16 protein-coding genes are annotated in these 16,290 nt (G+C 64.7%); 6 read left to right on the top strand and 10 right to left on the bottom strand.

What is annotated here, in order from left to right; all coding sequences use genetic code 11:
• Positions 1–25: 25 nt before the first annotated feature.
• The gene (gene aceK / locus DT603_RS11745; RefSeq protein ID WP_162350078.1) at positions 26–1,732 is read right to left on the bottom strand and encodes a bifunctional isocitrate dehydrogenase kinase/phosphatase; all 1,707 of its coding nucleotides are present in this window, start codon (positions 1,730–1,732) and stop codon (positions 26–28) included.
• Between the two features lie 319 nt (positions 1,733–2,051).
• Here aceK and DT603_RS11740 point away from each other — a divergent pair, with 319 nt between their 5' ends.
• The 4 genes from DT603_RS11740 to DT603_RS11725 all read left to right on the top strand — a co-directional run bounded on the left by DT603_RS11740 (position 2,052) and on the right by DT603_RS11725 (position 5,050).
• On the top strand, positions 2,052–2,564 hold the full coding sequence (locus tag DT603_RS11740) for a hypothetical protein (RefSeq protein WP_162350077.1): 513 nt from the start codon (positions 2,052–2,054) through the stop codon (positions 2,562–2,564).
• A 69-nt stretch (positions 2,565–2,633) separates the two neighbouring features.
• Positions 2,634–3,233, top strand: a complete 600-nt coding sequence (locus DT603_RS11735) for a DUF6988 family protein (protein ID WP_162350076.1) — start codon at positions 2,634–2,636, stop codon at positions 3,231–3,233.
• Positions 3,234–3,695: 462 nt separating this feature from the next.
• Positions 3,696–4,289 (top strand): GNAT family N-acetyltransferase, encoded by a 594-nt coding sequence (locus DT603_RS11730; protein ID WP_162350075.1) that lies wholly within the window; start codon positions 3,696–3,698, stop codon positions 4,287–4,289.
• Positions 4,290–4,609: 320 nt separating this feature from the next.
• Positions 4,610–5,050: a hypothetical protein gene (locus DT603_RS11725; protein WP_162350074.1), complete on the top strand. Its 441-nt coding sequence runs from the start codon at positions 4,610–4,612 to the stop codon at positions 5,048–5,050.
• Positions 5,051–5,370: 320 nt separating this feature from the next.
• On the opposite strand, the gene DT603_RS11720 is transcribed toward DT603_RS11725, so the two are convergent.
• Positions 5,371–6,246 carry a LysR substrate-binding domain-containing protein gene (locus tag DT603_RS11720; RefSeq protein WP_162350073.1) on the bottom strand — a complete coding sequence of 292 codons (876 nt, stop codon included), beginning with the start codon at positions 6,244–6,246 and terminating at the stop codon, positions 5,371–5,373.
• A gap of 105 nt (positions 6,247–6,351) precedes the next feature.
• Between DT603_RS11720 and DT603_RS11715 the strand changes: the two genes are divergently transcribed.
• On the top strand, positions 6,352–6,954 hold the full coding sequence (locus DT603_RS11715) for a hypothetical protein (RefSeq protein ID WP_162350072.1): 603 nt from the start codon (positions 6,352–6,354) through the stop codon (positions 6,952–6,954).
• A 496-nt stretch (positions 6,955–7,450) separates the two neighbouring features.
• Here the strand turns inward: DT603_RS11715 and icd are convergent, their stop codons facing one another.
• The 6 genes from icd to DT603_RS11685 all read right to left on the bottom strand — a co-directional run bounded on the left by icd (position 7,451) and on the right by DT603_RS11685 (position 12,908).
• The gene (icd, locus tag DT603_RS11710) at positions 7,451–8,779 is read right to left on the bottom strand and encodes an NADP-dependent isocitrate dehydrogenase (protein WP_162350071.1); all 1,329 of its coding nucleotides are present in this window, start codon (positions 8,777–8,779) and stop codon (positions 7,451–7,453) included.
• A gap of 145 nt (positions 8,780–8,924) precedes the next feature.
• Entirely contained in the window at positions 8,925–9,407 is a 483-nt protein-coding gene (locus DT603_RS11705; protein ID WP_162350070.1) for a hypothetical protein, read from the bottom strand.
• 256 nt (positions 9,408–9,663) lie between these two features.
• Positions 9,664–10,146 carry a hypothetical protein gene (locus DT603_RS11700; RefSeq protein ID WP_162350069.1) on the bottom strand — a complete coding sequence of 161 codons (483 nt, stop codon included), beginning with the start codon at positions 10,144–10,146 and terminating at the stop codon, positions 9,664–9,666.
• A gap of 50 nt (positions 10,147–10,196) precedes the next feature.
• A complete protein-coding gene (locus DT603_RS11695) occupies positions 10,197–10,496 on the bottom strand; it encodes a LysM peptidoglycan-binding domain-containing protein (protein ID WP_162350068.1) in 300 nt (99 codons plus the stop codon).
• A 109-nt stretch (positions 10,497–10,605) separates the two neighbouring features.
• A complete protein-coding gene (gene queF / locus DT603_RS11690) occupies positions 10,606–11,421 on the bottom strand; it encodes an NADPH-dependent 7-cyano-7-deazaguanine reductase QueF (protein WP_162350067.1) in 816 nt (271 codons plus the stop codon).
• Positions 11,422–11,591: 170 nt separating this feature from the next.
• Positions 11,592–12,908 carry an amidohydrolase gene (locus tag DT603_RS11685; protein WP_162350114.1) on the bottom strand — a complete coding sequence of 439 codons (1,317 nt, stop codon included), beginning with the start codon at positions 12,906–12,908 and terminating at the stop codon, positions 11,592–11,594.
• A gap of 150 nt (positions 12,909–13,058) precedes the next feature.
• Here DT603_RS11685 and DT603_RS11680 point away from each other — a divergent pair, with 150 nt between their 5' ends.
• Positions 13,059–13,844 carry a TSUP family transporter gene (locus tag DT603_RS11680; protein ID WP_162350066.1) on the top strand — a complete coding sequence of 262 codons (786 nt, stop codon included), beginning with the start codon at positions 13,059–13,061 and terminating at the stop codon, positions 13,842–13,844.
• Positions 13,845–13,852: 8 nt separating this feature from the next.
• On the opposite strand, the gene DT603_RS11675 is transcribed toward DT603_RS11680, so the two are convergent.
• On the bottom strand, positions 13,853–15,184 hold the full coding sequence (locus DT603_RS11675) for an amidohydrolase (protein ID WP_162350065.1): 1,332 nt from the start codon (positions 15,182–15,184) through the stop codon (positions 13,853–13,855).
• Positions 15,185–15,233: 49 nt separating this feature from the next.
• Complete coding sequence (locus DT603_RS11670; protein WP_162350064.1) at positions 15,234–16,229, bottom strand: aldo/keto reductase; 996 nt, start codon at positions 16,227–16,229, stop codon at positions 15,234–15,236.
• Positions 16,230–16,290 lie beyond the last annotated feature (61 nt).

The raw sequence follows: 16,290 nt of genomic DNA, 5'->3' as shown, positions 1-16,290 counted from the left end.
AGTCCGGTAAGGCCCTGTTGCCCGCTCAGGCCAGGCGCAGCGCATCCGGATAGGGCGGCGTGTCCGGGTATTCGCCCGCGCGCAGCTGCGTCTGCAGGGCGCGCCACCAGGCCGGATCGAAAATCTCGCCGTGCGCGGATTTCAGCGCGGCCATCAACGGCGGCGACAGTCCCAGGAACTTGGGGAACTGTTCGGGGAAGATGTCGTTGGGCGCCGCATAGAACCAGCCGTCCTCCATTTCCTCCTCGTGGTGGCGCGGCTGCGGAATGCTGCGGAAGTTGCATTCGGTCATCAGGCACAGCTCGTCGTAGTCGTAGAACACCGCGCGGCCGTGCCCGGACACGCCGAAGTTCTTCAGCAGCATGTCGCCCGGGAAGATGTTGTTGCGGGCCAGGTCCTTGATCGCCTGGCCGTAGTCGATGGCCGCCAGCCGCGCCGCTTCCGGCGACTGCTCGCGCACGTACAGGTTGAGCGGACGCATGCGCCGTTCCACGTAGCAGAGGTGCACGACGATGTCGTCGCCATCCTCGGTGATGCCATTGGCGCAGGTCTCCTGCAGTTCCTGCAACAGGCCTTCGGAAAAGCGCGCGCGCGGGAAGCGCAGGAAGCGGTAGGGCTGGGCATCGACCAGGCGGCCGACGCGGTCGTGCAGGAAGACCAGCGCGTACTTGGCCTCGACCTGCGCGCGGTTCATTTCCTTCGGGTACGCGAAGCGGTCGCGGATCACCTTGAACACCAGCGGGTAACTGGGCAGGGTGAACACCGCCATGACCATGCCGCGCTCGCCCTCGGCCTGGGTCAGCAGTTCCTGTTTCTCGGTGGCGAAGTGGCGGAAGAAGGTACGGAAGCGCTCGGTCTTGCCCTGCTTGGCGCGCCCCAGCACGGTGTAGATCTCGTCGATGGGCTTGCCCGGCAGCAGCGTGCGCAGGAACACCACCGCATCGCCCACCGTGCCCAGGTCGGCGTGGAAATAGCTGCGTGAATAACTGAAGAGATGCACCACGTCGGCGCGATGGGTCAGCACCGCGTCCACGCGCAGGCCGCCGGCGTCGTTGACCAGCGCGATCACGAACGGCGAGAAGCGGTGCTCGCCGAACACGCGCCCGATCAGGTAGGCGCGGCGCTCGCGGTAGAACACGGTTTCCAGCAGTTCCACCGAGCGCACCGGATTCTCGCCCCAGTGGGCCAGGTCGTCCTGCAGGCGAATCACTATCGCCGCGGCGCAACGGGTGCGGTGCGCATAGGGCACGTCGAAGCGATAGTCGCCAAGCAACCGGGTGAAAGTGTCGACCGGCCGCAGCTCGGAGACCGCATAGCTGTGGCGTTCGACCGGATGGGTGATGGCATCAGTGGGCTCGATGTCCAGGGCCACGAACTCCACCGCGGTGTCCACGCCCTGGGTGGCGAAGAACCGGCGCGTCAGCGTGTTGTAGAAAGTCTTGAACAGTTCGCGGTCGATCAGCCCGCCAATCAGGCGCTCGTAGCTGTCGCGGATCGCCGACCACAGCGCATGGTCGTGGGCGCGGCCCTGCAGGGTGGCCTCCAGCCGCAGCATGCATTCGGCGATGCACTGGTCATACAGCTCGATGCGCTCCACCGCATCGATGCGCGCCGCCGCCCAGTCCCGGGTCTCGAACCGCAACCGCGCCCGCCGGCTGATGTCGGCAAAGCGCGCGTGGTAGTCCTCGAACGCATCGCGGATGACGGTGGCATAGATGTCGGCGTTTTCCATGGCGGTATCGTAAGGCCATTGCGAGGAAGCGGCATGTCACGTCCGCCACCGGAACAGATCACCCGGGACCGGAGCCTGCTCGCCGCATGTCGTCAGCCGCCATGCGCGTTGACGATGGCAGCTCCGAACCGGACATCAGGGTCGGGCAGGCTACGGGAAGCCGAGGGCTGGGAGTAGCCGACACAGCGGTCCGCCGACAGGCCGCTGAACATCTGAAGGGTCAGAGAAAAAACCTCATTGACCCATCGCGCCGCAGGAAGCGACTATTCAATACGCCTCATTACTGGGGTCCACCTAGAGTTAGGCAGCAAGGAGACTTGTGCGCAAACTGATTGCAATTGCATTGTGCTTACTCGGCTTCTTGAGCAGCGCTAATGGTGCGGAACTTCCAGTTGGTCCCATGCTCTTCAAGCTTGGAACTTCGCAGGCCTCTGTTATGACCGAGGTGGCTGCCCGCTTCCGAGTCATTCCAGTCACCGGAAGCCCAGACATGTTCTTTCTTTCGGATAAGAATGCGCCAAGTGCAAATGTAATTGGCGGCATTTCCTTCAAGAACGGACGCCTCAGCTGGGTCCAGCGCAATTGGGGTAGCTTCGACGGCTCCGCCCGAGCAGATGAGGGTGCAAAAGCGCTCTACTCAGCAATCGAGAGCGCAACAACCGCTACTGGTTCATCGGCCTCCATTTCTACAAAGATCAATCGTGTGCCCGGCACAGAGTTCCGCTCTACCTATTTCGAGTTTCCTGGGCACAAAGTGAGCATCACAGTTACAGATGGCGATAGCACACATGGCGGCAAGCAGGTCACAGTAGATGAGAGCATTTCTCAGTGATTCGGCCTAACAACTCATTCAACCCGAAACCGCTTCGCACTTCCGCTTAATTCTGGCGTTGGGCCCAAGATGAAAGTTTCCGAGGAACTCCAGTATCAATCCGAGCACCTTCAATGGCTCGATGAAAGGCTGAAGGTTGGCTTGCCTGTGGACGATTCTAACTATCAGAGCATTGGCTGCTTTGACATGACTCTCGAGCACGTTGGGTCAATGTTGCTGCTCGCCAGTTCGGCGCTTTACGGTTCCATGCTGGCTCTAACGCGGGTTGCATTCGAATCGATCGGGCGCGGTCTATGGCTTCGGCACTGCGCAACGCCTGACCAGCGCGACAAGTTCGCTAGAGGCAAATTGGATCTGCCATTCGCTGACCTACTGAAGCAAGTGGAGTCCGCTGTTGGCTCAGCTGGTACGCCGCTTTCTTCGCTTCAGGCCGGCACGTGGAAGGTGATGAATGATTACACTCACACCGGGATCCGCCAGGTCCGCTCGCGTCACTCCCAGCAGGCCGTCACTGGCACATATCTCACTGAAACAGTCGTTGGGGCGCTGCGTATCAGCGGCCTTTTGGCACTGCTAGCAGCGGGCGAGCTGGCAAGCTATACCGGCAATGACACTCTAATCATCGAAATCCAAACCAAGGCACGTGGGTATGGTCAACCTTGGACTTAACAATTCATTCAAGCTGAGCCAACATCGTTACGGCTTTGATACGACAGTTGGCGTGGGCGGACCGCGTTAATTCAGGTGTTAGGCACATGAAGAGAATTTTTGCACTGCTGGTGGGTTTCCTGCTGGCAGGTAGAGCCCGCAGCCCAGTAGGGCGCAATAACCGGAGGGCATTGCGCCGCATAGTTCGGGAGGCAGGGCAGGTCTCAGTCGTCGTAGCCCAGCTTTTCGCTCTCGACGCTTTCACCCCAATCTGCCGGATATACACCTTGTCCTACCAATCGGTGGAAGGTGTAATACGGCCAATCCACGACCAATCGACAAAGCCATGCTTCGCGGGGTTGAAGTACACGTAATCCATGTGCGGGCGTTATCTGACTTGGATAGCGTCGTTGTTTCTTCGCAATAGCCGACCCACCAGCGCGCAGTGCGCAGCGCGTCGGCATAATTCAGGTGTCAGGCGTCATGCAGGTCTCGGTAGCTCAGCCGCATGATATTGATCAGGCCGTGGATTGCCTGACTTCAGCATTTTCAGCCGATCCGATAACACGGTTCCTGCTTCAGCCTGGCCAGGAATATCCAAACCGCTTAAGACACTTTTTCTCGCTACTCATGCAGGCGCGGGTCGTACTCGGCATGCCTGTACTGCTGTCACGCGACGCGTCTGCCGTTCACGGCGCGGCGATGGGATACACAACCTCACGACCAGAATGGCCCTCTGAAGTCTCTGAGAGCTGGGAAGCTCTGGCGAAGGCCATCCCTGGATTTGACGAGCGAATGTCTGTTTATGACTGCATTGCCGAATCATATAAACCACAGGCAGCGCACTACTACCTTGGTGCGATCGGCGTACACCCGGCCATGCATGGCCTAGGCATAGGAGCCCAGCTACTGCGGTCGTTCTGTGCGCTATCGGACTACGACCAGGAGTCTGCTGGCGTTTACCTGGAAACAGCAAATCCGGCAAACGTGAAGTTCTATGAGCAGAGCGGGTTCACGATATCCGGCTCCGGAAGTATCGGGGACGACACAATCTGGTGCATGTTCAGGCCGCGATAGCGCCGTCATTACGCCGGGAAATTCGACCAAGCCGGACGCGAAGCGGCCTGGCGATTACCGGGGCGGGACCAGTGCACGCCTTAGCCCCTGTAGGGCCCAATCCCACAAGGGGACTCGTTTTCGCGGCGTAGCCGAAGGGCATTGCGCCGCATGGTTCCGGAGGCAGGGCAGGCCTCAGTTGTCGCAACCCCTCTTTTCACTCTCGTCGCACCATCCCGCAGCGACCAGGCGTCAAGTGAACGCCAACACGAAGTTGACGCGCCGGAGTGGCAGCGGGACTATCTGGCGCGACCGATCAACGTCCATCCAAGGGGAGCACCATGCAAACCGCTACGAAGAAGGCACCCTGGCACCTGTGGGTGGTGGGCGTAATTGCAGTGCTGTTCAATGCCATCGGCGTGTTCGACTTCGTCATGGGCAGGATTCAGGGGCCGGCCTACATGGCCAGCGCCGGCATGACGCCCGAACAGATCGCCTACTACCAGCAGTTGCCCGCGTGGATGATGTTCGTGTGGGCGCTGGGCGTGTTTGCCGCCTTTGCAGCCTCCGTCCTGCTGTTGCTGCGGCGAAGAGCGGCGGCGCCGGTGTTCGCCGTGTCGCTGGCGGCTTTCCTGGTCAGCCTGTTGCACACCTATGTGTTGACCGATGGCGGTGCCGTCATGGGTCAGCAGATGGCGATCACCAGCACGGTCATCGCGGTACTGCTTTTCCTGTTCTGCCTGTACGCCTGGTGGGGCAGCAAGCGCCTGATCCTGCGTTAGGCGCAGTCCCGGGACCGGCACCAGCCCATGCGAACAGCGGGGCTGGCCGACACTGACCCCCGGAAGCCCGCAACGCCATTCCCGAAAGCAAAAAAGTGATTCGGGAATAGCGAATTGGCTTTCCGGAGGGCAAAAAAGCCTTTCGGGAATCCCGATTCGCTGTTCGGGAAAGCGGAATCGTCATTCCGGAAGACAAAATAGTCATTCCGGAACAGCAAATTGCTGCTCCGGAACAGCCTTTTCGCCTTCCGTTGGACAAAATTTCATCAACCGAATCGCTTTTTTGCTTTCCGGAAGACAAAAAAGCCTCATCCGCATCGCTATTTGGCGTTTACACCGGCCTGCTCCAACAGCCAGCCGCGCAGGGTCTGGAAGCCTGGCAGGGGCAGGCTGCGTTCCGGATATACCAGGTAGTGGGCGAACTCGGCCTTCAGCCGCTTGCGGGTCAGCAGCACCAGGCGGCCGCTGTCGATCAGCGGCTGGGCCAGCGTTTGCCGGGCCAGCGCGATGCCCAGGCCCTGGGCGGCGGCCTGGTGCAGGGTTTCGGTGTCGTCGAACTGTGCCGCGTAGCGTGCCGGCGCCGCCCCGCCGAAAGCGGCGAACCAGTCGCGCCAGCGCCCGGCCGGATCGCCCAGCAGCGGCAGCGACGGAATCGCCGCCAGCGCCGGCTTGCCGTGGCGGGCGATGAAATCCGGACTGGCCACCGGCGTGATCCATTCGTCGAACAGGAATTCGGCCCTCACTCCCGGCCACTGGCCGCTGCCCAGGCGCAGGGCCGCATCGACCGGCTCGCGTTCGAAATCGACCACGTGGGTGCTGGCCTGCAGGCTCAACCCCAACTCGGGGTGCCGGGCCAGGAAACCGGGCAGGCGCGGCACCAGCCAGGCCGTGGCCATCGACGGGATCAGGCTGAGGGTCAGCAGGTTGTCGGTGCGCGCGCCCAGGCGGCGCAGGGCGTGCTCGATGGCGTCGATGGGTTCGGCCACCGCGTCGTACAGCCGCTGTCCCTGCGGGGTCAGCGCCACGCCGCGGGGACCACGCGCCAACAGCGGATGGCCGACGCGCTGTTCGAGCAGGCGCATGCGGTGGCTCAAGGCGCTGACCGTGAGATGCATGGCCTCGGCGGCGCGGGTCAGGTTGCCCAGGCGCGCGGCGATCACGAACGCATCCAGCTGGTCGAGTGGCGGGCGGCTCATTCGATTTTCCTCAAGTCTGGCTTGCGGAAGTTTCGCTTTTTCAGCGCAAAGGATGGTCCTAACTTGTCTGCCATTCAAGCCGGATGGGCCGGCGAGGAGATCATCATGAAGACCAGCACCTACAACTCATGGTGGCGGGAAATGGGCGCCATCAGCCGCGGAATGATGTTCATCGAAGGCAATATCGCCACTCCGGCGGCATTGGACCTGGGCGGCCGTCGTCCGGCCCCACGGCCGTCGCGCCGGCGCACGGCGCGGCACCCACGCAAGGGTTTCAGTCTCTACGAAGACCTTCTGTTCCTGGGCGGGCGGCCGATGACGGCCGGCCACAACGACGACAGCGAAGAGGCGTTTCCGCAGACCGGCGCCGAAGCCGCCCGCGCTGCCCATGCGGGTGCCCTGCACCCTGTGGGAAACAACGGCAGCCATGTCGCAGCGACGCACGCGTCGGGTTCCGCCCGCACCCGGCACCTGCTGCAGGCCATCGCGCTGCTGCTGTTGGTGGCGGCCACGGCCTGGGCATTCGGCCCCACGCCGACGGCGAGCGTGGTCGAGCTGCCTGCCGTCAGCGCGCAGCCTGCGGTGGCGGCAGCGCCGTCTTCGATCAGGATCGTCGACCTGCCGGCGGTCACCGTGCGGCCGCAGCCGGAGGATTACGCGTTGCTGGCGGCGGAGAACATCCGCAGCGTGGAGTGCCTGGCTTGTTGAGCGCAGTGTCCAGGGTCTTGGTGGGCTTCACCGCCGCTGATATAGAGCGACGCGAGTGCTGAACCTGGTGAGTTCTTCGTAGAGGCAGGATGGTCTGGCAGGTTCAGTGGTTCGCGAAACGGCCCCCTCCCTTGCGCAGCAGGGGAGGGTTGGGGAGGGGTGCTGTTGGCGGGGTAGATCGGCGTGACTGGAATCCCCAACCGCACCAATGCAAGAAGCAGCTCGCCCCATTTCACTACCGCGCCAAAGGCACCCCTCCCCAACCCTCCCCTTTGCTGCGCAAAAGGGAGGGGGCTGGTTCAGCGCGCGGATGTAGGAGCGACGCAGGTCGCGAAGCAGTGAACCTGTCAGCATCCATTGCTCAGCGGAGAGGGTGTCAGCTTCGCGACTTGCGTCGCTCCTACACGTTGCTGCTGCAGGAAACATCGCACCTGCAAAAACACCAGGCAGAAAAAAGCCCGGACAAGCCGGGCTTTTTCCATCTCGCGGGGGGCCGTCAAAGCTGCTTGATGATCTCGTCGGCGAACTCGCTGCACTTCACTTCGGTGGCGCCTTCCATCTGGCGGGCGAAGTCGTAGGTGACGCGCTTGTTTGCGATGGCCTTGTTGATGCCGTCGATGATCGCGTCGGCTGCTTCGGTCCAGCCCATGTAACGCAGCATCATCTCGCCGGACAGGATTACCGAGCCCGGGTTGACCTTGTCCAGGTCGGCGTACTTGGGCGCGGTGCCGTGGGTGGCTTCGAACACGGCATGGCCGGTGACGTAGTTGATGTTGGCGCCCGGGGCGATGCCGATGCCGCCGACCTGCGCGGCCAGTGCGTCGCTCAGGTAGTCGCCGTTCAAGTTCAGCGTGGCCGACACGTCGTACTCCTTCGGACGCAACAGGATCTGCTGCAGGAAGGCGTCTGCAATGGCGTCCTTGATGATCAGGCCGGCGCCCGGCTTGCCTTCCGGGATCACCATCCACGGACCGCCGTCCAGCTCGACGGCGCCATAGAAATCGCGCGCCACCTGGTAGCCCCAGTCACGGAAGCCACCTTCGGTGTACTTCATGATGTTGCCCTTGTGCACCAGGGTCACGGACTTGCGCTTGTTCTCGATCGCATAGCCGATGGCGCTGTGGACCAGGCGCTCGGTGCCCAGGCGGCTGACCGGCTTGATGCCCAGGCCGACCTCCACGGTCATCTCGCGATGCGGCGCGCCGATGCCTTCCAGCGCCTTCTGCCACTCGTCCACTTTTTCCTGGGTGCCGAAGCGGATCTTGCCGAACGGCTGCGGGAATTCCTTGGCAATGAAGTCCAGCACCTTCTGCGACTCGGCGCTGCCGCCGGCCCATTCGATGCCGGCGTAGATGTCCTCGGTGTTCTCGCGGAAGATCACCATGTCCACGTCGCCCGGGCGCTTGACCGGCGAGGGCACGCCCTCGAACCAGCGCACCGGACGCAGGCACACGTACAGGTCCAGCATCTGCCGCAGGGCGACGTTGAGCGAACGGATGCCGCCGCCGACCGGCGTGGTCAAGGGTCCCTTGATAGAGACCAGGTAATCGCGGCAGGCCTGCACCGTGCTCTCCGGCAGCCAGGTGCCGTAGTTGTTGTTGGCCTTCTCGCCGGCGAACACTTCCAGCCAGTGGATCTTGCGCTCGCCGCCGTAGGCTTTCTCCACGGCCGCGTCGAGCACGCGCACCGAGGCGCGCCAGATGTCCGGGCCGGTACCGTCGCCTTCGATGAAGGGGATGATCGGGTGGTTGGGCACGGTGAGCTTGCCACCGGAAATGGTGATCTTCTCGCCGCCGGCCGGCGGGGTGAGGACGGGGTCTGCCATGGATTACTCCTGGATTTGCGGGGGAAGTCGCCGCGGAAAACACGGCTGGACAACCATTGTCGCCGCTAAGCACCTGCAGGGCAAAGGTGCTGGACAGCGCGGTAAGCGGGTCCGGGGATGTCTTCAGCCTGCCCGCCGACGCGCTTCATTGGCCGGAAGCGCAGTCGTTGGAACGGGTCTCGCAACGCGACGCCGCGCGTTGCAGTTGCGCCTCGTCCAGAGGCGATGCGCGCGCCACCGCTGTCTGGGTCTGTGGACGCATACCGGTGATGCGCTTGACACCCCACCAGGTTTTTTGCAGTCCCAGGTTGATGCCGTAGTTGATCAGTCCGCCATGCTCCAGCGAGATTTCCTCCAGCGAAGGGCCCGGCTTGTAGGCTTCGGCGAAACGGCTGGGCGCCACGACGACAGGATTCTGGAATCGGTACAGGTCGATGGCCTCTTCATCGGGCAGCTCGGCCTGCACCCGCTCCAGCGTGGGAACGCCGTCGGCCTCGGGCGTGCGGGCGTCTTCCTGCGCCTGCATGCCACCGGCCACGACCAGCAGCAATCCGCCCATGACCTGGGCGACGCGATGGGGCGCAGTGGGCTTCCTGGCGATGGACGCACAGCAGGCTGGCGCTGTCATGGGCGTGGCAGGCGATCAAATGAGCCGAAGGCAGAGGCCACGTTTCCCCCAACGCGATCTGAAGTAGAAAGGGCGCGGATTGCTCCGCGCCCTTGCTTGGTACCGTGCTGAAATCAAGAGCTGGATCCCCGCCCCCGACTACAGCACTCGAGGGCAAGCTCTTCGCGGGGATGACCCAAGATCAAAGTCCGTGGATCCCCGCCTTCGCGGGGATGACCCAAGCGCAAAGGCCCGCGCTAGCGCGGGCGCGCTTGGGTCACTTGACTTCGATTTCCTGGGTCATGCCGGCGGGCTGGCCGTTGACGGTGACGTCGACCTTGTACTTGCCGGTCGGCCACGGGGTGGCCTTGGTGAAGGTGATGTTGGTGGTGCCTGCGTCCTCGGCCTTGACGTTGGCGGTCTGCTGGCCGGCCACCTGGCCGTCCTGGTAGGTCAGCTTGGCGTCGATGGCCGCATTGGCCGCGGTGGCCGCGTCGGTCTTCACCGAAACGATGATCTTGTCCTGGGCGGCGAAGGTCGAAACGCCTGCGACCGACTTGTCGGCGCCTACGGTGTTGCCCACGGAAACGCTGGTGGCGGTGACCGGGGCCGGGGCCGGTTCCATCGGCGCCGGGGCCGGTGCGGGCTCGGTCACCACGGGCGGCGTGACCACGGCTTCTTCCTTCTTCTTGCAGCCGGCCAGCGCTACGGTGCCGGCCAGGGCGACGATCAGGGCGTAGGAAATGCGATTGAGCTTCATGGTGTCGATCCTTGAAAAGTATTGGGGATTTGAACGGTTGACCGATGCGGTCAGGCGCTGGTATCGGCCGGGGGCAACTTGATCACCTGGCCCGGGAAAATGCGGTCCGGATCATCCAGGACATCGCGGTTGGCTTCGAAGATCTGCTTCCACGCACTGGCGTGGCCCAGCTGTTCCTTGGCGATCTTGGACAGCGTGTCGCCCTTCTCGATCGTATAGGTGCGCTCGCCGATCACTTCCTCGGTGCTGTCGACCCTGGCAGTGACGTCAGAGAAATCCGCCGCCTTCTGCTCGGTGCTGTCGACCTTGGCGCTTACATCTGAAAAATCGGCTTTCTTTTCGGTGCTCATGCGTGGCTCCTCCCGAAGGGAGTTGGTGTTCTGGGAACCACAATCTACACAGGGGGTGTTAAGAATTCATGCCGTCCCGGTGAAGAGGGAACCGGGCCCGTCACCGGCTTTACTGGCGCAGTTCCCGCACCGCTTCGGGCACGTCACTGCCGGGTGTCGCGCGCCAGGGATTGATGTCCAGTCCGCCGCGCCGCGTGTAGCGCGCTTCCACCGAAAGCGATTGCGGGCGGCAGTACTCGAGCACGTCGCGGAAGATGCGTTCCACGCATTGCTCGTGGAAGCCGGCATGGTCGCGGAAGCTGACCAGGTAGCGCAGCAGGCCGGCACGTTCGATGCGTGGGCCGCGGTAGGCCAGCACCAGGCTGGCCCAGTCGGGTTGGCCGGTCACCGGGCAATTGGACTTCAGCAGGTGCGAGACCAGCGCCTCTTCGGCGATGTGCGCGCTGTCGGAGGACAGGTACTCGGGATTGGGCGGGCCGTAGTCATCGATCTCCAGGTCCTGGGCATCGATGGTTTCGCCGCCTTCGATGCGCTCCATCTCCGGCAACCCGAATGCGACTGCGACATCGGCGCCGGCGCGTACCGACAGGTCCAGGGCGATGCGCTCGCGCAGTGCCTCGTCGCTGTTGAAGCGCTCGGCGTTCAACGAGTTGAGGTACAGCTTGAGAGACTTGGATTCGATCAGGTTCGGCGACGTGCACGGCACCGCGAAAGTGGCGGTGGCCACGCAGGGCTTGCCGCGCGCGTCCAGCCAGCTGATCTCGTAGGCATGCCAACGGTCGTGGCCGATGAAGGGCAGCGCAGTGTCGAGCAGGCCGATCTCGGCGCGGCCGGCGGCGCGGGGGATCGGGAACAGCAGGCCGGCGTCGTAGTGCGAGGGATAGGCGACTTCGTGGCCCAGGCTGGAGTCTTCGACAGTATTCATGCGCCATATTTTAGCGGCGCGCAGGTTAGGGATTCGTAGGGTGGGCCCTGGCCCACCATTGCCATCGGTCGCCACCGACGCCAACAAAACGAAACCGCTTGGCCTGGTTGGTTCGCTTCGCCACCTGCCGAGGCGGCATTCGGCATGGCAATGGCGGGCCGGGGCCCGCCCTACGGCGCTGCGCCGTGCAGGTAGTCCAGGGTGACCTGCAGCAGCGAACGGAAACCGATGTCCAGCGACGACTCGTCCAGCAGGAACTTGGGCGAGTGGTTGCTGGGCGCGGTCGCCGGGTCGATGCCCTTGCCGGTCGAACCGACGAAGAAGAACAGCGACGGTACTTCCAGCGCATACAGCGAGAAATCCTCCGAGCCCATCTGCAGCGGTGGCTCGTACACATTGTCCTTGCCGACCACGGCCTGCAGGCTGGGCAGCATCCTGGCGGTCAGGGCCGGATCGTTGACGGTCGGAGGATTGCCGTCGTTTTCGTAGATGTCGGTCTGCGCGGTGGCGCCGTGGGCGGCGGCGGTGTGCGCGGCCACGTTGCGCAGGTCGGCGAATACCTGCTGGCGCATGGCCGGGTCGAAGGTGCGGATGGTGCCGACCATTTCCACGTCGTCGGGAATGATGTTGTAGCGGATGCCGCCCTTGATGGCGCCGAAGGTGACCACCGCCGGCAACCGGGCGATGTTGGTGCGGCGGCTGACGATGGTCTGCGCGGTGCCGATCAGGTCGGCCGCGGCCACGATCGGGTCGATGCCGTTCCACGGGGCGGAGCCATGGGTCTGGCGCCCGCTGACCTTGATCGCGAAGCGGTCCGAGGCCGCCATCAGCGGCCCGCCGCGCACCGCGATCTGTCCGGCCTGCACGCTGGAGAACACATGCAGCCCGAACACCGCTTCGGGCTTGAAGTCCTTGAACAGTCCTTCCTTCAGCATCAGCGCGGCGCCGCCTTCTTCCGGCGGCGGTGCGCCTTCCTCGGCCGGCTGGAAGATCAGCATCACCGAACCTGGCAGTTCATCCTTCATCGCCACCAGCGCCTCGGCCACGCCCATGAGGATGCCGGTATGGGCGTCGTGGCCGCAGGCGTGCATGACCCCGACGTTCTCGCCGCGATAAGTCGAAGTGGCCTTGGAGGCGAACGGCAGGCCGGTCTGCTCGGTGACCGGCAATGCGTCCATGTCGGCACGCAAGGCGATCTTCGGCCCCGGCTTGCCGCCGGTGATGATCGCGACCACGCCATGGCGGGCCATCGTGACCGGCTCCAGGCCCAGCGCGCGCAGGTGTTCGACCACCTTGGCGGAGGTGCGCTCCTCGCGGTTGGACAATTCGGGATGGGCGTGGAAGTCGCGTCGCCAGGCGGTGATCTTCGCGTCCAGCCGTTGCGCCGCGGCCGTGACCTCGCTGCGCTGCGACGGTGTTTCCTGCGCGTTGGCGTGGGAGGCAATGGCCAGCGCGGCGATCAGCGGGAGGATACGGACGGACAGCATTCCGGACGGCAAGGGCATCGAGGTACTCCAATGGGATGGCCCGATGCTAACCCGCGCCCGGGCTTGGCGTAGCGGGGCATCGGCTAACATCGGACCTGCATTCGGTGCGCGATCGGGCGCGCTGTCCCGTCACCGCCACCGGATGATCCCTTGGAAGACCCTGGCCTGTTGATCCTGCTGTTCCTGTTCGCAGCCGCGCTGCTGGCGGGCTTCATCGATGCCATCGCCGGGGGCGGCGGCATGCTGACCATTCCGGCGATGCTGCTGGCCGGCATTCCGCCGCTGCAGGTGCTGGGCACCAACAAGCTGCAGTCGTTGTTCGGTTCGGGCTCGGCCAGCCTGGCCTACGCGCGGCACGGCCACGTCGACCTGCGCAGCCAGTGGCCGATGGCGTTGACGGCTGCGGCCGGCGCCGCACTGGGCGCCCTGCTGGCCACGGTGGTGCCGGGTGACGCACTGAAGGCCGTGCTGCCGTTCCTGCTGATCGGCATCGCCGTGTATTTCGGCTTCAAGCCCGACGCCGGACACCTGGATCGGCACCGGCGCCTGTCCACCACGGCCTTTGCGCTGACCTTCGTGCCGGTGATCGGTTTCTACGATGGCGTGTTCGGTCCCGGCACCGGGTCGTTCCTGATGCTGGGCTTCATCGGCCTGGCCGGCTATGGCGTGCTCAAGGCCACCGCCCACACCAAGTTCCTCAACTTCGGTTCCAACGTCGGCGCCTTCGCGGTGTTCCTGGCCTTTGGCGCGGTGCTGTGGAAGGTCGGGCTGGTGATGGGCGCGGGGCAGTTCGTCGGCGCGCACCTGGGCTCGCGTTTTGCGATGAAGCAGGGCGTTCGCGTGATCAAGCCGTTGCTGGTGACGGTTTCGGTGGTGCTGGCGATCCGCCTGCTGGCCGACCCGGCGCATCCGCTGCGACTGTGGCTGGGGTTCTAGCAGCGCCGTCAGTCGCTACCTGCGCCCCACGTCCAACCCGGCGGCTGCTCCAGGTAATCCAGTGCCACCTGCAGCATCGCCCGGCTGCCGATCTGCAGTGCATGCTCGTCGAGCAGGAACTGCGGCGAATGGTTGATCGGTGCACTGGCCGGATCGATACCGGTGGCGGTAGAGCCGACGAAGAAGAAGAACGTCGGTGCGACCGTGGCGTACTGCGAGAAATCCTCGGCCACGGTGACCAGCGGCATCTCCACCACGTTACCCGCGCCCACTGCGGTTTCCAGCGACCCCCGTGCGCGTTGCGCCAGCGCCGGGTCGTTGACCGTGGCCGGCGCATTGTTCACCACCTGCAGCTCGGCGCTGCCGCCACCGGCATGGGCGAAGTCCTCGGCGGTACGCCGGAAGCGGTCGATGACGTCCTGGCGCACAAGCGGATCGAAGGTGCGCAACGTGCCCACCAGTTTGGCTTCGTCGGGGATGATGTTGAAGCGCACGCCGCTCTGGAACTGGCCAGCGGTCAGCACTACCGGGGTGGCCGCGATATTCACCTGGCGGGCGATGATCGACTGGGTGCCCAGCAAAATCTGCGCGCCGATGGTGATCGGGTCCACTCCGTCCCACGGCCGCGAACCGTGGGTCTGTTTGCCGCGCACGGTCAGCGTCCACTCGTCGGCGCTGGCCATCAGCGCACCGCTGCGGGTGCCGACCTGGCCCACCGGCAGCCCCGCCCATACATGCAGGCCGAACACGGCGTCGGGCTTGAAGTCGCTGAAGAGGCCCTGCTTCAACATCAGCGCGGCGCCGAATTCCTCGCCCGCGTTGGCGGGGCCTTCCTCGGCCGGCTGGAACACGAACATCACCTCGCCCGGCAACCCATCACGCATCGCCACCAGCGCCGAGGCCACGCCCAGCAGCATCGCCACGTGTGCATCGTGGCCGCAGGCATGCATCACCCCGACCGGTTGGCCGCGATAGGTGCCGGTGACCTTCGATGCGAACGGCAGGCCGGTCTGTTCGGTGACCGGCAGCGCGTCCATGTCCGCGCGGATGGCAATGCGTGGACCGGGCCTGCCGCCCTTGAGGATGGCGACCACGCCGGTGCCGGCAATCCCGGTCCGCGGCTGCAGCCCCAGGGCGCGCAGCTGGTCGGCCACCAGCTTTGCAGTGCGCACCTCATGCGTGCCCAGTTCGGGATGCTGGTGCAGGTCGCGTCGCCACTCGACCATCTTCGGCTGCAGCGCCTGCAATGCCTGCGCGGCATCGGCGGCGAGCGCGTTGGCGGGCGCAAGTGCGCAGGAGATGGCGGCAAGGGCGATCGACAGCAGGAAACCATGCTTCATCAGCGGCACTCGGTGGGCAGTGGCCGCGATGCTAACCCGGCGTCGCGATTCAACGCTGCAGCGCGCCCATGCCCGCGGCGGGATAGCGCGTGCCGGCGGCCGCGTCCAGGGGGAAGATCGCATCGATGCGCGCCAGTTCGTCCCGGTCCAGTGACACGTCCAGCGCGCCCAGGTTCTCTTCCAGGTACTGCCTGCGCTTGGTGCCGGGTATCGGCACCAGGTCATCGCCCTGCGCCAGCACCCAGGCCAGCGCGAGCTGCCCGGCGCTCACGCCCTTCTCGCGCGCCAGCGCGTGCACCTGCTCGACCAGGGCCAGGTTGCGGGCGAAGTTGTCGCCCTGGAATCGCGGCGAGGTGCGGCGATAGTCGTCGGCCTCGAAATCCTCCACCGACCTGATCGCGCCGGTGAGGAAGCCGCGCCCCAGCGGCGAGTAGGGCACGAAGCCGATGCCCAGTTCGCGGCACACGGCCAGCGAGCCGTTGCTCTCCGGCTCGCGCGACCACAATGAATACTCGCTCTGCAATGCGGTGATGGGATGCACGGCATGGGCGCGACGCACGGTGTCCGGCGCGGCTTCGGACAGGCCCAGGAAGCGCACCTTGCCCTGTTCCACCAGGCGCGACATCGCACCCACGGTGTCTTCGATGGGCACGCCGGGATCGACGCGATGCTGGTAGTACAGATCGATGTGCTCCACGCCCAGTCGCTGCAGGCTGCCTTCGCAGGCAGCGGCGGCATAGGCAGGGCTGCCATCGATACCGCGCGCGGTGGGATCGCCTGGATCCAGGCGGATGCCGAACTTGGTGGCAAGGAAGACCTGCGCGCGGCGATCGGCGATGGCCTTGCCGACCAGCACTTCGTTGGTGTGCGGGCCGTACATGTCGGCGGTGTCCAGCAGGGTCACGCCGAGGTCGAGCGCGCGGTGGATCACCGCGACCGCGTCGGCGTCGTCGCTGCGCCCGCCATAGAAGGCGCTCATGCCCATGCAGCCCAGGCCGAGGGCGGACACCTGCGGGCCGTTGGAACCCAGTCGTCGCATCTGCATCGGGCTGCTCCTGTGTGGGGGAGGCCAGGCTAACGCGGCGCGCGTTGCGGCCATGTGCTCA

It is taken from the genome of Pseudoxanthomonas gei, from assembly GCF_010119615.1.
GTDB lineage: Bacteria > Pseudomonadota > Gammaproteobacteria > Xanthomonadales > Xanthomonadaceae > Pseudoxanthomonas_A > Pseudoxanthomonas_A gei.
This window is presented reverse-complemented; position numbering and strand designations above follow the sequence as displayed.

Coding starts and splice junctions, on each gene's coding strand:
- DT603_RS11730 (WP_162350075.1), top strand. CDS start 3,696: ATGCAGGTCTCGGTAGCTCAGCCGCATGATATTGATCAGGCCGTGGAT.
- DT603_RS11735 (WP_162350076.1), top strand. CDS start 2,634: ATGAAAGTTTCCGAGGAACTCCAGTATCAATCCGAGCACCTTCAATGG.
- DT603_RS11700 (WP_162350069.1), bottom strand. CDS start 10,146: ATGAAGCTCAATCGCATTTCCTACGCCCTGATCGTCGCCCTGGCCGGC.
- queF (WP_162350067.1), bottom strand. CDS start 11,421: ATGAATACTGTCGAAGACTCCAGCCTGGGCCACGAAGTCGCCTATCCC.
- aceK (WP_162350078.1), bottom strand. CDS start 1,732: ATGGAAAACGCCGACATCTATGCCACCGTCATCCGCGATGCGTTCGAG.
- DT603_RS11685 (WP_162350114.1), bottom strand. CDS start 12,908: ATGCTGTCCGTCCGTATCCTCCCGCTGATCGCCGCGCTGGCCATTGCC.
- icd (WP_162350071.1), bottom strand. CDS start 8,779: ATGGCAGACCCCGTCCTCACCCCGCCGGCCGGCGGCGAGAAGATCACC.
- DT603_RS11725 (WP_162350074.1), top strand. CDS start 4,610: ATGCAAACCGCTACGAAGAAGGCACCCTGGCACCTGTGGGTGGTGGGC.
- DT603_RS11705 (WP_162350070.1), bottom strand. CDS start 9,407: ATGACAGCGCCAGCCTGCTGTGCGTCCATCGCCAGGAAGCCCACTGCG.
- DT603_RS11720 (WP_162350073.1), bottom strand. CDS start 6,246: ATGAGCCGCCCGCCACTCGACCAGCTGGATGCGTTCGTGATCGCCGCG.
- DT603_RS11695 (WP_162350068.1), bottom strand. CDS start 10,496: ATGAGCACCGAAAAGAAAGCCGATTTTTCAGATGTAAGCGCCAAGGTC.
- DT603_RS11675 (WP_162350065.1), bottom strand. CDS start 15,184: ATGAAGCATGGTTTCCTGCTGTCGATCGCCCTTGCCGCCATCTCCTGC.
- DT603_RS11715 (WP_162350072.1), top strand. CDS start 6,352: ATGAAGACCAGCACCTACAACTCATGGTGGCGGGAAATGGGCGCCATC.
- DT603_RS11670 (WP_162350064.1), bottom strand. CDS start 16,229: ATGCAGATGCGACGACTGGGTTCCAACGGCCCGCAGGTGTCCGCCCTC.